Genomic DNA, 16,651 nt, shown 5'->3' with positions numbered 1-16,651 from the left:
TGGCAAATACTCCTTTGTGTTATGAGAGTCAGGGTTTTTTAAATTTAAGCTCGGCCACTTTGGCGATAGCGTCTTTCAAAGATAAGCCTTGTGCTTGTAGCTGTTTCACCGCTTCAAACTCTTCACCTTTAGAAGAATAGAGAATGCGTGAATAGGGATCGAAAATAATGCGATGCAAAGATAGCCCTTGTGGGCTTTTGATGATGCATTCGGAATAATCGTCTGTTTTTTTCAAATCTTTAAACAGACGTTCAGTATAAGCATCCATATTGAGCCGTTTAGAAGCTTTTAATTGATCGATCGCTTCAGATTTTTGTCCGAGAATCAGGTTATAGTCAGAATTTTCATAGGCAGCGATGGCGGTAGCATTTTTGAAGTAATCATTAATGGATTGGGTGATGGTGACAAAATTAGCGTTATAACGTCGTGCCCTGCGGTAGCCGGTTTCGATAAATTTGGCTGCACCTTCGTTATCGCCATCGAGCAAATCCCAGGCTTCATCTATAACACAGGATTTAGTTTGCGTGCGCGTGCCTAAGTACATGCGCTCGGAAATTTGATACATCAGCACCAATAACACAATTTTCTGCAAGTCTTTTTTAGCTTTCAGCTCTTCTAATTCTAAAACCACGAAGGGATTGTCAAAATTCAGCGTGCAGCGACCTTCAAAATATTTGCCATACATGCCATCTTGCGTGTAGGTGTAAAGCAAATGACCTAAACGTTCGCAAGTTTCATTTTGTTGCTGAGATAACCAATTGGAAACCTGCGTGATGCTGGCCTGATTACCATATTCCGTCCAGGCTGCTTTTAAAGCTTTTTCCAGGTAAGTCATTTCTTCGTCGGTAACGTTACCATTAGGTCTTGCCATTGCAGCTAACAGGGGTTTTAAAATTTCGAGTGAATCATCGAAGTACTTAATGAAAGTAAAGGGATTTAAAGAAATCTGACTGTCGGTCTTGAACTCAATAAACTCGCCACCCAGCATATGGCAGGTCTTTTCATAAGAGCGGCCAACATCGATTACCCAGACTCTGCCACCTGAACCTAATAACGCGACAATATATTCTTGCGTCAGGACAGATTTACCGCTACCTGATTTGGCTGCAATGGCTACATTGTAATTACCATCGGGATTATCAAATGGGTTCCAAATAGCAATTTGCCCACGTCGGCCTGGCAGTAATAAACTTGGACGTTGCATGCCTTTCCATTCGCCTTGCAGGGGTAATAAATTAGCCGCAGCGAAGGCATTCAAGGTGCGTAATCGGCCAAATAGCCGTAAGTCATCGTACAATCCTTCAGTGACCATCATGGGTAACATGGCTAGCCATGACTGCAATTGCAAAAAAGCTTCTTTGCGCAATTTCCAGCCGTTGGCGCGGTATAAATCACGCACTTTGCGCTCAGCGCTGGTGGCATAATTGGGTTGCGCATAGATGACGACTTGATAAAACACTTTAACCAATCGGTCGCCTTCAGCTAAACGATCACGTACAAATGCCCAATCGTGATGCTCTTGGCGAATCGTGGGTTTAAATTTGGCTAAGGGACTTCTGGCAGTAGAATCTTTATTAAGAAAATTCATCTGGGCACGGGCGCTGGATTTCTCCTGATCTAGTGGGCGCACATGCAAGCTAATCAAAAAGGGACAGGGAATTTGTAATGCGTTGTTGAATAATTGCCCTAGATTTTCACTCATTAACCATTGTGTCATGGTTTGCGGAAAATCTCGCACAGTAAAACAGCGGATATCCCAATTCTCTTGTTCGGAGTTTAATTTTAATTGATTAGGGTGTACTGTCAGCTGATATTCTGGATCGGTCATTTGCAATGACAGTGCATCCAATTCATGCCAAGGTTGATGTGCGGCGTAACAAGTAGAGGAAGGATTTAATAAATCTGTCATTAAACTCAGAAAGTTTTCAATGGGAATATTGCGGCTTGCCATTTGTAAGGAGCGTAATGAACTGGTGATATCATCGCGTACTTGAGACAACTCTTCTATATTTGTTTGGTTTTTGTGGGGCATGGATACTACGAGGTAGAGTTTAAAATCGCGTAAAATAAAATTACCGTCAGCGGCTAAAGATTGCAAAGTACCATTTTTTAAAAACTCGGCGCGCTTTTGTGCCAGCCATGAAAAAATCCCACTGTGTTGAGAGCGCTCGATGGCAAATGCATCAATACTGTCACCGACTTTATCTGAAGCCCACAACAGGCACTGCAGATCAGCTGAAGTGGGCAAAACATCAGTTAACAAGCTAGCTAGAATCTGTACGGTTTGTTCGTTAGCACCAGTCAGTGGTGACACTTCCAGCATAAATCCCTGACTCTTTTTGTTATAAAACAATTGGGTGTCGGGATCGTAGGTTTCATAAGGCAATAAACTGGATAGCGGGTATTGATCAAAGAAGTCACCAAGAATTTGTGACGAGGGTGTTTTTTTGCTGACGCCGAATTGCATGGATTCACCTAAGCAATTTGAAATGATCTCGCCCCAGCGCGAGAAATTAAACCAGTTTTTCATGTGGAATCTCGAAATGTAAAAAAGTAATTTATCTTAGGAATTATCAGTAGCTAAAACAGGATTGTTGACCCAACGCCCTGGTTTAACCACACTGTACAAAGCACCTGGCTGATGATAGTTACCGTCTTGGTCTTGATAAGGCGCTACCCAAATGCGCATCACGGTTTCTGGATAACGCATCCCAACAAAGTTGGCAAAAGCTGTGGGCAAGTTGGCAGATAACACCGATTGACTGGGTACAGTTGTTAAAGCGTTTGAATTGCCCGTAGATTTAGCTCCTATTTTTCCCTGGTCAATCATGGTGTTCACCTGATCTAAGCTGTTACATTGCACACCAGGTTGTAGAGGGCAGCTAAAATTAGAATTAAGGCCGGTGCATCCGGTTAAAAATAAAAACAATAAGCTGACGTAAAAAAACGGTGGTTTTCTGATAAGTGATAGCATGGTCATGAGGATTTCCTAAGAATTAGCTGATTGGGTAGTTTGAGATTTGAGCATTTCAATTTGTTGTGGTGTTAGGGGTAGTGTTTGCGGCGGTGGGGTTGACAGTGATGCTGAAGAACCAGTACTGGTGGTAGTTGTCATAGCAAAAGGTGGTACAGTCACTTCCGTTTTATCATCATGCTTTTGTCCATCTAAATAAAAACCTTCTAAAAATACGATATCGACTACAGTGCCTGCACTGAGCTGAATCACTGGATGGTATTGATCCGCACGACGAATGTTGTAATCGGCTAATTTATCCATTGCATTGCTTGCACCCTGTGCTGCGCCGTATTTAAAAATATCACTATTGTTAACCGTGGTTGTGGAACCATAGGGATTTAAGGCAGTGGATGTGTATTGTTGCGCAATACCGCTTGATAACCCAGATAAGCTGCCGGCGATAAAAGCGCGCTTAAGTAGAGCACCTTCACGCCACAATGGCATACCGCGGACGCCGTTTTTACCTTCGGGTCCAAACACGGTGCCTGCTACTGGCATGTCGATAATTTGTCCTTTGGGGCTGACACAGCTTAAGCGTTCCAAACGCATTTGGCCGCGTTCGGAAGAGATATCGCCAATAACAGCTGCAGTGGCAACACAATCTTTGAGATGGCTTTTATGGTGGTTGGGTAAGGTGCCTGGATCGATAATGCGGAACAATGTCGGAGTGGGATTGCTCTGACTGCTGACACCGGCAGAAGCATCTGCGCCACCGATCATAACGGCGCGTACAAACGTACCTGACGGCACATAGGTATCTGGATTTCTGGAAGGGATGGCAGAAGTCTTCAGGCTGAGATTTTGCGGGGTTAATTGCAAAACATCTTCGCTGATGCCAGTGCCATCATTCATGCCATCTATACTAGTGCCAGGTGCGGATGGGAATTCCCCGCCACTAGCAACACCGCTGGGTTTATTTTTGTTAAGAGTTTGTTGCAGCTGATTGACTTGATTTTGCAAGGCTTCGACTTGTTTGTTCTCGTTTTGGCTGCTTTGTGCTTGTTTCTCTTTATCTTGGCTTAGCAATTGCAGTTGTTGTTGTAGAGTTTCTGTAGTTTTTTGTTGTTTAGCGAGTGCGTTTTGTGTGCGCTCTACCCAAATACTGTTCTCATTAACATGGCTTAAAGGACTGGTGAAATCAGTCGAGGTTTCCGGTTTTTTAACGGCTTTGTTATTTGAACTGCTCTGCGAGAGTAATAAAGATCCAGCCCAAAACAAAGCAACGGCAGCAATACCCGCAATCATCAAATTCCTTTGCTGCTTCTTTTTCACTTCGCTGTTTTTAGTAACGCTGGTTTTATCATTGGGTTTATCCATGATGTGTCACCTTATAGAGTAACGTTTGCCCTTGTGCAGGAATCTGATCGTTTTGCAGCGCAATGGCGCGATCACCTGAGCGGTAAAATAATAATTCGTTTAACGAGACGAGTTGGTGTGAGCGATTTTTAATGCGATACACAGTGCCTTGTAGTTCTGAACCTTCAAACACAGCCAAGACGCTAATATTCAGCTGTTTGTTCCAACGCTGCACATTGGAGTGCACTAGGTTCATGGCATATTCGTCAGAGCCTGTGCCGTTGACCATGAGGCGCATCAAATTGGATAGCTGTGTTTCGTAAGGTGAGTCTGTCTCTTGGGATGAGGGTGAAGGACTGGTTGGTTTAGGTTGTAATACCAAAAATCCTGCTGCAGCGCTGGTAGGTGTTAACTGCAACACATAACTGTGGTTTTGCTCGGTGGCGATAAAAATATAAAAGGATTTATGTTGGTAAGCTTCACTGGGTTTGATGAAAATCGCACCTAAACTATTATCGTTTTTATACGTATAAGCGCCTTCTACACCGCGGATTGAGCTGATGCGATCACCGGCTACTGAAATACGCGTAGGTTCCAGAGCAGAAATATTGGCTTTAACGGTGGTATTGTCATTGACGCGAACAGTATGGGCACCAGCAAATAACGGTGCTATTAATAGTAGAATGATGGTGAGTTTATGCATGCGGTTTATCCTCTGGTTGCTCTTGAAATGATTGCAATCGTAATTGCCCATTGAGATAGCGGTAACTTACCTGGTATGTGATATGGGCAGGGGCAAGTGGCGCATTGCCAATGGTAGAAACCAGATCACCAGTGATATGCGCGGTGAGATTGGGTGCATCTACTGAGATATGAGTGGGGTAAAAAGCTAGGCTTACGTGGCTTTTGTTTAAATGGTCGGCCTCGGCTACGAGTTCATTTTTGAATTCACCATAATAAGAAGCATCGGTATAACGCAGCAGGGTTTCACGCTGGTATTCAGCGCTGGTGGGTGTCACAGTGAGACGCAGCTGTGCCAGAAAAGCAGTCATTTCAGTGAGGTATTCAGGAGAAACTTGGTTATTGTCTACCCAGAAAGAGCGGTGCACGACGGGTGGGGTAATAATAATCCGTTCACGTCCAATTAGGCGCAGCACCATTGCAGATAGCAAAATGCACAACAATAGTAACCCAACTGATAAAACCAGGTAGCCATTGCGTCGTGCGATCAATTCTTGCAGGCGGGATTGTTGTATGGCGGTTTTCATAGCTTAACCTAGAAGTTCACGTTGATACGAAGGTGGGGTGGCTTTGAAGCGAAATAGACTGGGTAAATACCAGTACAGTAAGTTGTATAGAAAATAGTGCCCTTGTTCGCCTTTGATGCGTTTTAGACCCCAGAGCAGGCCGGTGCCGATCCCTAAACCTATCAAGGGGCTATTCAAAAAAATCATGCCAATGAGAAAAGGCATCACCAGCAGAATAAACTCATCGATTGTCCATAAAATCAGTTTGAAAGGTTCATCTAAGTGCTGAGGAATGTGGTAGCGATCGTTCATGATGTTTGCCCCGCAATATGCAGGAAAATATCAATAAATACCGCAACCGAGATAATACCGATAAAAGCAATCATATTGCGGGATTTGATAAACATGACGATGGCAATAATGGCCTCACCAATATATAGATAGACTTTGCCGGTGCCGTTAAAAGTCGACCAAAAGTTTGAATCAGTTCCCTTCAGTATGTCGACACCATCAGCAAAGGCATTGAGGTAGCAGCCGAAAAATAATCCTAAGGCGAGTAAAATTTTTAACAATACCTGCCAGCGTGGATCTGCCAGGCGGTGCCAAAATGATGGGTATAATGATTTCATAGAAATTTCCTCGAAGTAGATAAATTGCAACGAACTAGCAGAAGTTAGATTTCATCTTCCTCAGCATCAAATGGATCATCTTCTGCTGGGGTGTCTTTGTTGGTAGTTTTACCGTAAAGACTGGGACATATATGCTCCAGTTTCCAAACAGCAGCTTTCCAATTTTTAGTCGCGGCGTGATTTATTTTGACTAATAGCGAGATGATTAATTCAGCTTTGGCTTTTTCAATCTGTTGCCAGAAGCTTACGAGCTTGCCGTGTTTTTCAAATTTACTTTGGTCAATCCAGCGCTTGAGCGTGCGACGACTGATGCCTGCGTATTTGGCTGCCTGTTCTAATGAGGCGCCAACACGAAAGGCTTCATAAATGCGTGTTTTCATGTCTTCAGTGGGTGCAATGGGCGGTCTGGTCATCAGGAGAAACTCCAAATTCAGCCTCTGATTATGAATTGCTGAAAATCTCAATTTGTAATGTATTATTTTTACTAAGGTTTTTTTGGTTGGACGGGGCAAAATGGGCAAAACGTTTAGGAGTTATTGCAGGGACTCTAATGCTGCAAAGCTTTGTTTATCTTGTTCGCGTATGGCTTCGCCTTTGGTTTGCTGTTGCCAACGGCGGATGATGACATCTACATAATTTGGCTGGATTTCCATTAGAAATGCTTGTCGTTGATTGTTGTGACAAGCCATTAACGTAGAACCAGAACCACCAAACAGATCTAAGACGCGATCACCTGGCAAGCTGGAGTTGTATAAAGCTTGTTGAATTAAAGCAACGGGTTTCATGGTCGGATGTAAATCGCTTTTCACTGGCCGATCAAAGCACCACAAAGTGCTTTGCTTACTATCGCCATACCAAACATCTTTTTGACCGATACGATGACAATAAAGAATAGGCTCGTGTTGGGTTTTATAGCGGGAATAGTTGAAAACAAAATGCTGTTTTGCCCAGACCAAAACTGCCCTGACGCAATAATCAGCGCCGGTGAGTGCAGATTGGATTAGCGGCAAATACTGATCTGAATGGCATAAATATAAAGAGGCGTCAGGCTCGGAATAAGTAGCCATATTCGTGAGGGCTGCTTGCAGTAATTGGGTATAAACTTCAATAGGTAAGTTATCGTTATATATATTGCGTCGGGTTTTGCCTTTTCTTCGGTTTTTTATTCCGCCTTTATAATCCACATTATAGGGAGGATCAGTAAAAACAAGGTTGGCTTTTTGCCCAGCCATTAACTGCGCAACTTCTTCTGGAATGCTGGCATCGCCACACATGACACGATGTGAACCCAGTAGCCAGATATCGCCCCGTTGACTGATAGTTTCTTCAGTAATGGCTGCCACACTATCGGGATCGATCATGGTTTCGGTCAGATCGCTTAATAACTGACTCAATTCAGTTTCACGAAATCCGGTGAGTGATAAATCTGCATCTAACTTCTGGAGTTCAGCTAGTTCGGCACTTAAAAATTTGGCATCCCATCGGGATTCATCAGCTAAGCGGTTATCGGCTAGACGGTAGCTACGTACTTGTGTTTCAGTCAAATCAGCGGCGCAGCATATTGGTACCTTATCCATGCCGAGTTTTTGTGCTGCCTGCCAGCGTGCATGACCAACAATGATGATATTGTCTTTATCCACGACAATGGGTTGTTGCCAGCCATATTCAGATAAGCTCTGGGTTAATTTTTCGACGGTGGCGGTATTTTTACGGGGGTTGTTTTCGTAGGGGCGGATTTGATCTGGAGATACCTAGTTGATTTGCATGGGGTCACCTCAAATTGCGGGCATTAAAAAACCCACCGAGCTATTAATGAAGCTGGGTGGGTTGAGGGAGTTTAGATATAAAAAAACCTGCATGGTCAGGTTTTAGTTACAACTATTACATGATAGAGAATTTATAGCATGTTTGGTTTTACAAAGTCAAGAGCCCGAATTGCATTTGCCCGAATTGCATTTGCCCGAATTGCATCTGCCCGAATTGCATCATGCCCGAATTGCAGAGCCCAATACAACCTGGCTGTGCGGAGCCATCGCAATAATAAAGATCATAAAAATACCTGCTGCATTACAAGATTAAATTAATTACTATTTATGGGTGTTTCAACCATTCATTCATGGGCACTAATATTAAGGGGTTTAACATGAAAATTGCCGCTTTGGAAACCATTAAATTGAAAATTCCCTTAAATAAGCCAATGCGTACGCGCCATATCAATCTTGAACAAGCATTTTGTCTATTATTAATTTTAAAAACAGATGAAGGTTTGGAAGGTCAAGGATTAATAAGAACAGTGAGTTTATCTGATGTTCAATTAGTTGAGAATTTTATTAAAATATTCTTTGCTCCAAATTTGCTTGAAAAAGAATTTACCACGCCTGAGAAATTATGGTTAAGCTTGTGGTTAAACAAACGCAATCACTTGCAATCGAGTTATGGACTTTATGCTCTGGCGGCAATAGATATTGCATTATGGGATCTATTGGGAAAAGCAGCGCAAAAACCCTTACATCAATTGCTTAATATCGAAGAAAAACATATCCCTGTCTATGGCAATGGTGGCTGGCTTATTGATACCAATAAAGAAATGGTGACTGATATTGTTTGGTATTTAGATAGAGGCTGTAAGTATTTTAAAATGCGTATTGGTTCTGATAATGACTTGACCCGTATTCAATTTTTACGCCAAACATTTGGATCAGAGCTGGAATTAATAGTGGATGCCAACCAGTTTTATGATTTTGCATCAGCTGTAGAAATGAGTAAAATTCTTGCTGAATACGATGTGCTTTGGTTTGAGGAACCTCTATACAGCGCCAGCATCACTGAGCTGTCACATCTGGCGGAATTAAGTTCAATTCCTATTGCTACAGGGGAGAATATGAATTCTCATTGGCAAATAAAAGATGCTTGTGAGCTTAAAGCTGCACAAATTCTTCAACCTGATGTGATATATCAAGGTGGGATTACGGAATTTGTACGGAGTGCTGAGATAATCAATGACTATGGATTGAAGCTAGGAGCACATTTATTTCATGAGCTATCACTCAGTCTTGCAGGTTTAGCTAATCAACATTATGTCGAGCATATTGATTTTTTTCCAGATGATTTTTTTAATAACGATTTTACTATTACAAATGGAAAAATCGTACTGCCGGAAACTCCGGGTCATGGAGTCACTATTTCTGATAGAAGTATTCAAAAATATCAATTTTTTTGATTGTAACTATAGTTGAAAAGATATTTAAAATATTTCAGTAAAATCAAATCTACCAATGGCATGGCAGTGGAAATCTATGGATTTTTTGGCCAGTGTGCTAATTTCTGAAAATGTTATCATTATGTTTATGATGGCTCATAGATACCATCACTACTTTTTTTCTCATAAGTACAATCATACAAGTATTGGTCGTGAAGCTCTTTAGCGGCTATAAAATTATCTGCTTCGAGGTAGTATACTACTTGCTGCTGTATTGGCTGTGGTAAATCAATTAACATGGTATTGAGGCTCTAAGTTTAATTAATATTAGGATCATAGTATTTTGCTTTTTGCTTCCGTCCTTGGTCTCCCTCCCTGGAGAAACGATGGGTTATTCAATGAAACTATTAAAACATAAGCTAAAGATGGAAAATGTAGTCCATTAGCTGTTTGTATAAAAAAAATACAATTCTTGGGGCGCGGCAACCTAGCAGAACAGAAGAATATTAAAATATAGTATTTTTTTATATTTTAATATAAATTTTAGCAGAAATTAGCGCCTAGTATGAAAAACTCAGCCTATATTAAACTCCGACATTCCTAAGGATATCTTGCTCATGTCAAAACAGCACAACATCAGCCCTCTTGGACAAGAGGTAGTTAATTTCAAAACACGATTTTATCCTTGGATAGTTTGTTTATCTGTTGCTTTATTCTTTTTTTATCAGTTCCTAGATATGAGCTCTTTTAATACTTTAGGGACGGAGATAATGCACTCATTTAGACTTAGCACCACCCAGTTGGGACAGCTATCCGCTTTCTATATGTATGGTCTTGCTATTTTTTTTATTCCAGCCGGTATATTGCTCGACCATTTTTCTGTAAGAAAACTATTATTGGGCGCCATCATAGTTGCCACAGCTGGAATATTATTATTTTCTCAAGCCCAAATATTATGGGTGGCAATCATTGGACGCTTTCTATCAGGAACAATGCATAGCCTAGCATTTTTAGGCTGCTGTCGAGTAGCGGCGCGTTGGTTGCCTAATCGTATGGCATTAGCTTTAGGCTGCATGGTTACTGTGGGTTTGTTGGGAGGAATAGTAGCTCAAGCGCCGTTAGTATTATTGGTTGATTATATGAACTGGCGCAGCATATTTCTGATTTTAGGTGCATTAGGAATTCTAATCTGGGTGGTGATGTTGATTTTCCTGAAAGATCCTCCTAAAGATATTAAGGCTACATGGGTTAATTCAGATATATTTACAATATTGAACAATGTGAAGCAAGTGATGAAGTTAACTCAAAACTGGATTCCAGCGTTTTACACATGCCTGCTTAATCTTCCAATCATGATATTGGGAGCATTGTGGGGTATCGTTTATTTGACGCAAGAACACCATTTAACTTCGTTACAGGCTGCTGAAATTACCAGCATGATTTATGTGGGTACTATTATAGGTTCGCCAATCTTTGGGTTTTGGTCAGATAAGATTCAGCGAAGAAAGCTACCTATGTTAATCGCAGCTATTTTTTCATTAGCCTTGATTCTTATTGTATTCTTCAATCGGCAATTATCAGAAACAGCTCTCAGTATGCTATTTTTTCTAATTGGATTCTTTACGAGCGCCCAATCACTTACTTATCCGCTCATCGTAGAGAATAATCCACCGATTCTCTCTTCTACTGCACTGGGATTTGCGTCAATTATCATTATGGGGGTTGGGGGACTTTTTCAGCCACTATTTGGATGGTTGCTGAAAAATACAACTAGCCAGCTGGGATCTTACTTTACAAGCAACCAACTGGCTTTTTCATTACTTCCGTTAGCTTTTGTCTGTTGTATATTTTTAGCTTGTCTTATAAGAGAGCAACGCGCTAAATCTTAAGCAGACATTAACATTTTACTTTCATGTGTTTCCTGAATCTGTAAAGCAACTGGCTGCACTATGCTTAATAATTCCTTAACGAATCGAAGATTTTCTTTAACTTCTGCGATGCTTCTATGACCCACAATGCAAGAAGCTACCCCTGCCTGATTTAAGATGAATTGTAAGGCAGCATGGCGTAAGTTTTCAGGCGAACCATACTCATCTAACAGGGCATTAACGCGCAGTAATTGTTGTTGTATTTTGTTTTTATTTAGCTTCAAGTTCCATTGCCAGTAATCATCTTCAGCAGGTAATTCGCCTAAATTGCGATATTTGCCTGTAAGGTAGCCACGTTTAAAAGGGCCGCCTGCTAAAACGCCAACGCCATGCAATCGAGCTTGTTCAATTGCGCTAGCGCATTCCTGATCTAAGAGATTATATTGCAACATAATCACATCAATTTGTTGCTGAATTGCATGGAGTGTATGTTCTGGCTCTGCCTCAAAACTATAACCAATCATGCGGATATGTCCTAGTGCTTGCAGTGTTTGCAACACACTGATGGCTTTTTGAGATTTTACTTCTTGAAGAGAAGGGGCATGGATTAAACAGATATCAACATAGTCAGTTTGTAGACGACGTAATGATTGTTGAAATTGTTCTACAAGACGTTTGGGATTATAATCATGTCTGTGGCTATATTCATCAAATTGTCCTAGCTTAAGGCAATAAATAACTCTGTCTCTTTGTTTAGCGAATGCTTTACCTAGAATTTCCTGCGATTTACTTTGTAAATATCCTTGTGTATCTAGATATTGACCATACACTACGGCTACATCGTAGACATTAACTCCTAAATCATGAGCCTCCTGTAATAAACGAACACTGTCAGTATTAGCTGGCAATGCCCAGCGCTGATTACCTAATTGCCATGTTCCAAAGCCAAGCAAACTGGTGTCGAAGCCCGTATACCCTAATTTTCTATATAACATGTTGTTGCTCCAAATTTATGAGAAATATTTTACTTTTAGATTGGCTAAGTATAAGATATTTTTTGTCCCAATACAAAAATTCCCATTTTCTCATATGAATAGCTCCCCTAAAAAAAATCTACCATTACCCCAAAATAATCTCAATGAACAAATGCAATATTGGGATAGTGTCGCAGCAGAAAAAAAATTTCATACTCAATTTGATGCTGAAATTTTTATAAAGTATGTTAATCCTACTGATGTTGTTTTAGACTTTGGTTGCGGATATGGAAGAATTTTGGGAGAGCTAATAAAATATAAATTTAATCACTTGTATGGTGCAGATTTTTCTGAACAGATGCTTGACCTTGCAAGAAAAACTTACCCTAATGTGATCTTTAAAAAAAATAATGATATTGATATTTCATATCAAAATGAATTTTTTGATGCAATCATATTATCAGCAGTTTTGGGATGTATTGCTGGTGAGAGCCAACAAAAATATCTGATTAAAGAAATACTTCGAGTTTTAAAACCTGGAGGTATCCTTTACTTAGCAGATTTTATTATTAATGATGATGAGTATAATTTAAAACGTTATCAGGAATTTCCAAACTCAAATGAATTTCCTTATGGCGTATTTCATGTTGCAGGAGGCGCGGTATTGCGCCACCATACTGAAGAACATATTCGTCAGATTTTATCGCAGTTTGATATTAAGATTTTCCACAAAACAACATTTAAGACAATGGATAATAAAACCTCTAATGGTTTTATATTAATAGCTAAAAAATTATAAAATAGTATCAGGTGGTTAATTCATGTGAAGAATCAGTTTTAAATGAAATGCGAATACAACCTTTAAAAAACGGAGAGTTTTCAGGAAATTTACGTTTCCCATATTTTTTTGCATCTAAGCTAAAAGCCGGATCTGTTTCAGATATAGCCGAGGTGTGTAAAATCCCATTTTGTTCATCTGCTTCAATATGAAAATATTCAAACTTTACCGATTCCACAAAATCAAATCCTTGAAGGGATTGAGATTTAGGCCATTTATCCAATATCTCAAGAAAAATGTCCATATATTCTTTCAATTCGCGCATGACAGTTAATACGCTAGAGTAAACTCCAAATTCAGAGGGCTTCTCGGGTAAGCTGGGAGCCTGAAGAGAATAATAAACCATATCAACTTCGCTGCTAGGATTCAAAAAATCCGGATACATAAGAATGGGGATATAAGTTTTTAGCCCATAATCATTAACATATGCACTCTGTATCGTTTGGGTAGGTCCTACTTGTTCGCTATCATCAGCCGGTCTGAAGCCAGGAATGACTCCGCAACCGATCGAAATTAAATGTTTCACCGTATCCAGGTAATATGGCTTAAGTCTAATTTTGCGCCGCACTAATTCCGCCATATAAACTTCCCAATTAAAGTCAAGAACAATTTTATTATACCAATAATGTAGCTGTGTCCATGCTTCTTGTGCCCAGTATTCCTGCAACTTAAACCATCCAATATTTTTAGGGTGCGGTTCGAACCATTTCTTAGTAAAAAATAAAACCTGGGTTGCCCAAGGGTGTTTATCTGCAGTATGGTTAAAAATTTCGGTAAATACACTGCTTTGTTCGAAAATATTATTGGGGACATGAATGCGTGTATGATAAGCAGTTTGTAGTTTACGATGGCTAGCAGTATCCATTATTTTGGGGAGCATAAATAATGTATGAGCGCCTGCCGAAATGCTCCAATTCCATTTGCGTCTTAGAAAGACTGGTACCTGCTTTAGGAGTTCCCAAACCCCTAAAGTTACACCCGCACGAAACAGTTTTAAGGGGATTGTGCGTTGTTCTGGTGTTTCAACGTAAATTTCTACAGATTTATCCAGGATAAGGACTAATGGGGAGGAACTATAGCTTAGATTCTCTCGTAGGCTGAGTGAAATACTGGGCTCATCAAGCGTAGCCAACTGTCCCTGCTCTGTGGGCAAAAACAATTCTCCTTTGTTACGGATATTGGTGCCAAAAGGATAGCTGGCTAAGATCAATGTATATTTAGAGGAAGGGCTGAATTCATCGATTATAGAAGCTAAGGCAGGATTTATCTCCATTACCTTGTCTCTTACTTTGTCCCAGGTCACCTCTTTCTGCCAAACCAATTCCTTGCATTCTGGAGCGATCTTTATTTTACTCATAAAGCTTTCCCTTTAATTGCTACTCGCGTTTGCTCCCTCTAAGAGAGAGTAGGCAAAGACTAGAATTATGATAGAAATAAAGATTAATTACAACTTGGCTGAGATATGGCTTGTTACCCTTTGCTTTCTCTAAGCAAAGGGTTAGAAAATAGGATTGGGACTGTCTAAATTATAAGATTACCCCCAGGAAAAAATAGAATGTTTCTCCTCTATTATCATAAAACACTTCTTGGCGCTTAATGAAAGCTTGCATTATTATTTCTAGCTAAATTTACCTGATTTATAATATCTGTAAAGCTAGTTGTGGTTATTAGAATCACATTCGAATTTGGTCTATGAGTATGAATGATTTGTGTTAGTTGAACACTATTAACATTTTTTAAATCATTACCCGCAATAATCACATCATAACCAGCATCATACATATCCAACGCTAACAATCCACTAGATGCTATATCTACTTGACAACCTAGGTCTTTTAGCACTCTTAACTGTTCCAGTTGTTTGGATTCGTTGCCTTCAACTAATAAAACTTTAACTGGACAAATATCATGGCCTGTTTTTTTCAATGATGGTTTCATTATAAATACCTTAATTAGTTACACATATTTTGCATTTGATTATGGTTTTTAAAAAAATAAATTAGCTGCCAATTTTTGAGTTTTAAGCAGCTTTCTTTAACACTGATTTTCTTCGGCTATATTTTTTTAGATTCGCTTCAACTGCATCTATTTCAATCTGTGTTGGAAATTTATTGCCTGTTTGCTCAAGAATATTAATGGCTAAACAAGTTATATAAAGTGTCTTGGTCATTGATTCAGGCTTTGGTTCGCGAACTATAGTTTTTAAATACATTGCAAATAAATCATTCTCTGATATAGATTTTCTGTTATTCATAAAGTAATCTCCAATATAGAATTTAATACATGTTTGTTCTTTGGGGCACCCCTTAAAAGAACCTTAACCACAGAAGCTATTTCATCATATATGGAGATTAATAAAAGATCAGAGAGCCTCCCCAAAATCAATTACCTTAATTTACTATAGTAAAATCACTACCCAAAAACACTGAGTAATTACCAAACAATACAATGGGATACATTTGGGTTAAGACATTAAACATAGAGGATAAATTGTAGGGTCAATTGCGTTATGACCGCATTGGTAGAGCAGATAAAATTCCAGAGTAATCAATAAGATAGATGAATATAAAACATATTCAAATTAGGTAATCAATTTGCTACTAAGCATTGTGACCCATTAATTTACTTTGCTAAGTTATTTGCAAATTTTTATTACTTCATATTAAACTCTTAACACGTATCAACACATGAAAATATAATATTCCATTGAAATTAAATAATCTTATAGTTAATACCCCGTTATAAAACCAATGGAAAGAAAAAACTATAGTTAAGGAAAGATTATATTTTTAGCATAAGTTGAATTTGAATTTTCTGTCTGTAGTCTTATTATTCCCCGCTTTTTTAAATGTTTAGATATGTAATTTAGGGTGACTAGATGATTGGATCCCTCTTAGCGAATAATCTTCCCGCCAACCATTGGTGTCCCATATCAACGTAATGTTTGAAATGCGAGTGTGAAATTTTCAACTTAGCTGATTTGGTGCGTAGCGTGCCAGTAAGAAAATAGTGACAACGCAAAGCTTTCGCCATATTCTCGTTGTATTCCGCCATTTGCTTAACTAAAGCTTCAATTTCCTCAGCTGCCTCATTAGTCGGCAGCGGTTTTGGCCCAGGATTATGCTGAATACACCCTTCCAATAAAATCCGATATTCGATTGAGCAACGTGGATAACCTAGGCCGTAGGAATTACCACTTAGATACCAATCAGCCCATTGGTGCAAACGCTCTTCAAGGTAATGCATGAAAGGTTCCTTCATGGTTTATCCTCTTCAGTTGGTAACTTTGTAAGGACAGGAGTTTCCTGTTTTGGCAGTGCAGCAGCCAAGGCGGTTTTTTGCAGGCGTCCGCTACTCGTGGCACCTTGAGCATAAACATCAGCAGCTTTTTCTGGATCACCAATCATCCAGACAGATACACCCGCTTTTTTATTGCCTGGAGAGTAAACCCCTAATAATCCCACCTAATAACCACGCATCAAACATTTAAACTCTCCTCAAAATATAAAACATTTTGGAGAAATATATGTCCACAAAACCAGCGCCATTTATTGAGCTAAAAACACCATCCACTTTAAAAAGAT

The 16,651-nt window shown here is 39.7% G+C and carries 20 protein-coding genes and 1 pseudogene; 4 read left to right on the top strand and 17 right to left on the bottom strand.

What is annotated here, in order from left to right; all coding sequences use genetic code 11:
* Positions 1–28: 28 nt before the first annotated feature.
* From traC to VHE99_11315, 10 genes and pseudogenes are all read right to left on the bottom strand, one after another.
* Complete coding sequence (traC, locus tag VHE99_11360; GenBank protein ID HVV69606.1) at positions 29–2,530, bottom strand: type IV secretion system protein TraC; 2,502 nt, start codon at positions 2,528–2,530, stop codon at positions 29–31.
* A gap of 33 nt (positions 2,531–2,563) precedes the next feature.
* Positions 2,564–2,980: a type IV conjugative transfer system lipoprotein TraV gene (gene traV, locus VHE99_11355; protein ID HVV69605.1), complete on the bottom strand. Its 417-nt coding sequence runs from the start codon at positions 2,978–2,980 to the stop codon at positions 2,564–2,566.
* 9 nt (positions 2,981–2,989) lie between these two features.
* Positions 2,990–4,333: a TraB/VirB10 family protein gene (locus tag VHE99_11350; protein HVV69604.1), complete on the bottom strand. Its 1,344-nt coding sequence runs from the start codon at positions 4,331–4,333 to the stop codon at positions 2,990–2,992.
* Positions 4,326–5,015, bottom strand: a complete 690-nt coding sequence (locus VHE99_11345; GenBank protein HVV69603.1) for a type-F conjugative transfer system secretin TraK — start codon at positions 5,013–5,015, stop codon at positions 4,326–4,328. The genes VHE99_11350 and VHE99_11345 overlap by 8 nt, the downstream gene beginning before the upstream one ends.
* Positions 5,008–5,580, bottom strand: a complete 573-nt coding sequence (gene traE / locus VHE99_11340; protein HVV69602.1) for a type IV conjugative transfer system protein TraE — start codon at positions 5,578–5,580, stop codon at positions 5,008–5,010. The genes VHE99_11345 and traE overlap by 8 nt, the downstream gene beginning before the upstream one ends.
* A gap of 3 nt (positions 5,581–5,583) precedes the next feature.
* A complete protein-coding gene (traL, locus tag VHE99_11335) occupies positions 5,584–5,871 on the bottom strand; it encodes a type IV conjugative transfer system protein TraL (GenBank protein ID HVV69601.1) in 288 nt (95 codons plus the stop codon).
* Positions 5,868–6,188 carry a hypothetical protein gene (locus tag VHE99_11330; protein HVV69600.1) on the bottom strand — a complete coding sequence of 107 codons (321 nt, stop codon included), beginning with the start codon at positions 6,186–6,188 and terminating at the stop codon, positions 5,868–5,870. Before VHE99_11330 ends, traL begins: the two co-directional genes overlap by 4 nt.
* A 44-nt stretch (positions 6,189–6,232) precedes the next feature.
* The gene (locus VHE99_11325) at positions 6,233–6,601 is read right to left on the bottom strand and encodes a hypothetical protein (GenBank protein ID HVV69599.1); all 369 of its coding nucleotides are present in this window, start codon (positions 6,599–6,601) and stop codon (positions 6,233–6,235) included.
* A 120-nt stretch (positions 6,602–6,721) separates the two neighbouring features.
* Positions 6,722–7,420 carry a DNA methyltransferase gene (locus tag VHE99_11320; protein ID HVV69598.1) on the bottom strand — a complete coding sequence of 233 codons (699 nt, stop codon included), beginning with the start codon at positions 7,418–7,420 and terminating at the stop codon, positions 6,722–6,724.
* Between the two features lie 312 nt (positions 7,421–7,732).
* Positions 7,733–7,927, bottom strand: a pseudogene (locus VHE99_11315) (ParB N-terminal domain-containing protein).
* A 196-nt stretch (positions 7,928–8,123) separates the two neighbouring features.
* Here VHE99_11315 and VHE99_11310 point away from each other — a divergent pair.
* Together VHE99_11310 and VHE99_11305 are read left to right on the top strand one after the other, a co-directional pair.
* Positions 8,124–8,267 (top strand): hypothetical protein, encoded by a 144-nt coding sequence (locus VHE99_11310; GenBank protein ID HVV69597.1) that lies wholly within the window; start codon positions 8,124–8,126, stop codon positions 8,265–8,267.
* Between the two features lie 64 nt (positions 8,268–8,331).
* Complete coding sequence (locus VHE99_11305) at positions 8,332–9,408, top strand: mandelate racemase/muconate lactonizing enzyme family protein (protein ID HVV69596.1); 1,077 nt, start codon at positions 8,332–8,334, stop codon at positions 9,406–9,408.
* Between the two features lie 125 nt (positions 9,409–9,533).
* On the opposite strand, the gene VHE99_11300 is transcribed toward VHE99_11305, so the two are convergent.
* Positions 9,534–9,686 carry a hypothetical protein gene (locus VHE99_11300; protein HVV69595.1) on the bottom strand — a complete coding sequence of 51 codons (153 nt, stop codon included), beginning with the start codon at positions 9,684–9,686 and terminating at the stop codon, positions 9,534–9,536.
* Positions 9,687–10,004: 318 nt separating this feature from the next.
* Here VHE99_11300 and VHE99_11295 point away from each other — a divergent pair, with 318 nt between their 5' ends.
* Positions 10,005–11,276, top strand: coding sequence for an MFS transporter (locus tag VHE99_11295; protein ID HVV69594.1), 1,272 nt, complete (start codon positions 10,005–10,007; stop codon positions 11,274–11,276).
* Here VHE99_11295 and VHE99_11290 read toward each other — a convergent pair.
* The gene (locus VHE99_11290) at positions 11,273–12,250 is read right to left on the bottom strand and encodes an aldo/keto reductase (protein ID HVV69593.1); all 978 of its coding nucleotides are present in this window, start codon (positions 12,248–12,250) and stop codon (positions 11,273–11,275) included. The two genes, VHE99_11295 and VHE99_11290, sit on opposite strands and share 4 nt — an antisense overlap.
* Here VHE99_11290 and VHE99_11285 point away from each other — a divergent pair.
* Positions 12,249–13,028, top strand: coding sequence for a class I SAM-dependent methyltransferase (locus tag VHE99_11285; protein HVV69592.1), 780 nt, complete (start codon positions 12,249–12,251; stop codon positions 13,026–13,028). The genes VHE99_11290 and VHE99_11285 overlap by 2 nt on opposite strands.
* 7 nt (positions 13,029–13,035) lie before the next feature.
* Here the strand turns inward: VHE99_11285 and VHE99_11280 are convergent, their stop codons facing one another.
* The 5 genes from VHE99_11280 to VHE99_11260 form a co-directional block, all read right to left on the bottom strand.
* On the bottom strand, positions 13,036–14,424 hold the full coding sequence (locus VHE99_11280; protein HVV69591.1) for a hypothetical protein: 1,389 nt from the start codon (positions 14,422–14,424) through the stop codon (positions 13,036–13,038).
* A 236-nt stretch (positions 14,425–14,660) separates the two neighbouring features.
* The gene (locus VHE99_11275) at positions 14,661–15,005 is read right to left on the bottom strand and encodes a hypothetical protein (GenBank protein ID HVV69590.1); all 345 of its coding nucleotides are present in this window, start codon (positions 15,003–15,005) and stop codon (positions 14,661–14,663) included.
* A gap of 82 nt (positions 15,006–15,087) precedes the next feature.
* The gene (locus VHE99_11270) at positions 15,088–15,321 is read right to left on the bottom strand and encodes a hypothetical protein (protein HVV69589.1); all 234 of its coding nucleotides are present in this window, start codon (positions 15,319–15,321) and stop codon (positions 15,088–15,090) included.
* A gap of 620 nt (positions 15,322–15,941) precedes the next feature.
* Entirely contained in the window at positions 15,942–16,313 is a 372-nt protein-coding gene (locus VHE99_11265; protein HVV69588.1) for an antiterminator Q family protein, read from the bottom strand.
* A gap of 11 nt (positions 16,314–16,324) precedes the next feature.
* Entirely contained in the window at positions 16,325–16,531 is a 207-nt protein-coding gene (locus tag VHE99_11260) for a hypothetical protein (protein HVV69587.1), read from the bottom strand.
* Positions 16,532–16,651 lie beyond the last annotated feature (120 nt).

The sequence above is a fragment of the Gammaproteobacteria bacterium genome (assembly GCA_035546635.1).
Lineage (GTDB): Bacteria > Pseudomonadota > Gammaproteobacteria > JAURND01 > JAURND01 > DASZWJ01.
This window is presented reverse-complemented; position numbering and strand designations above follow the sequence as displayed.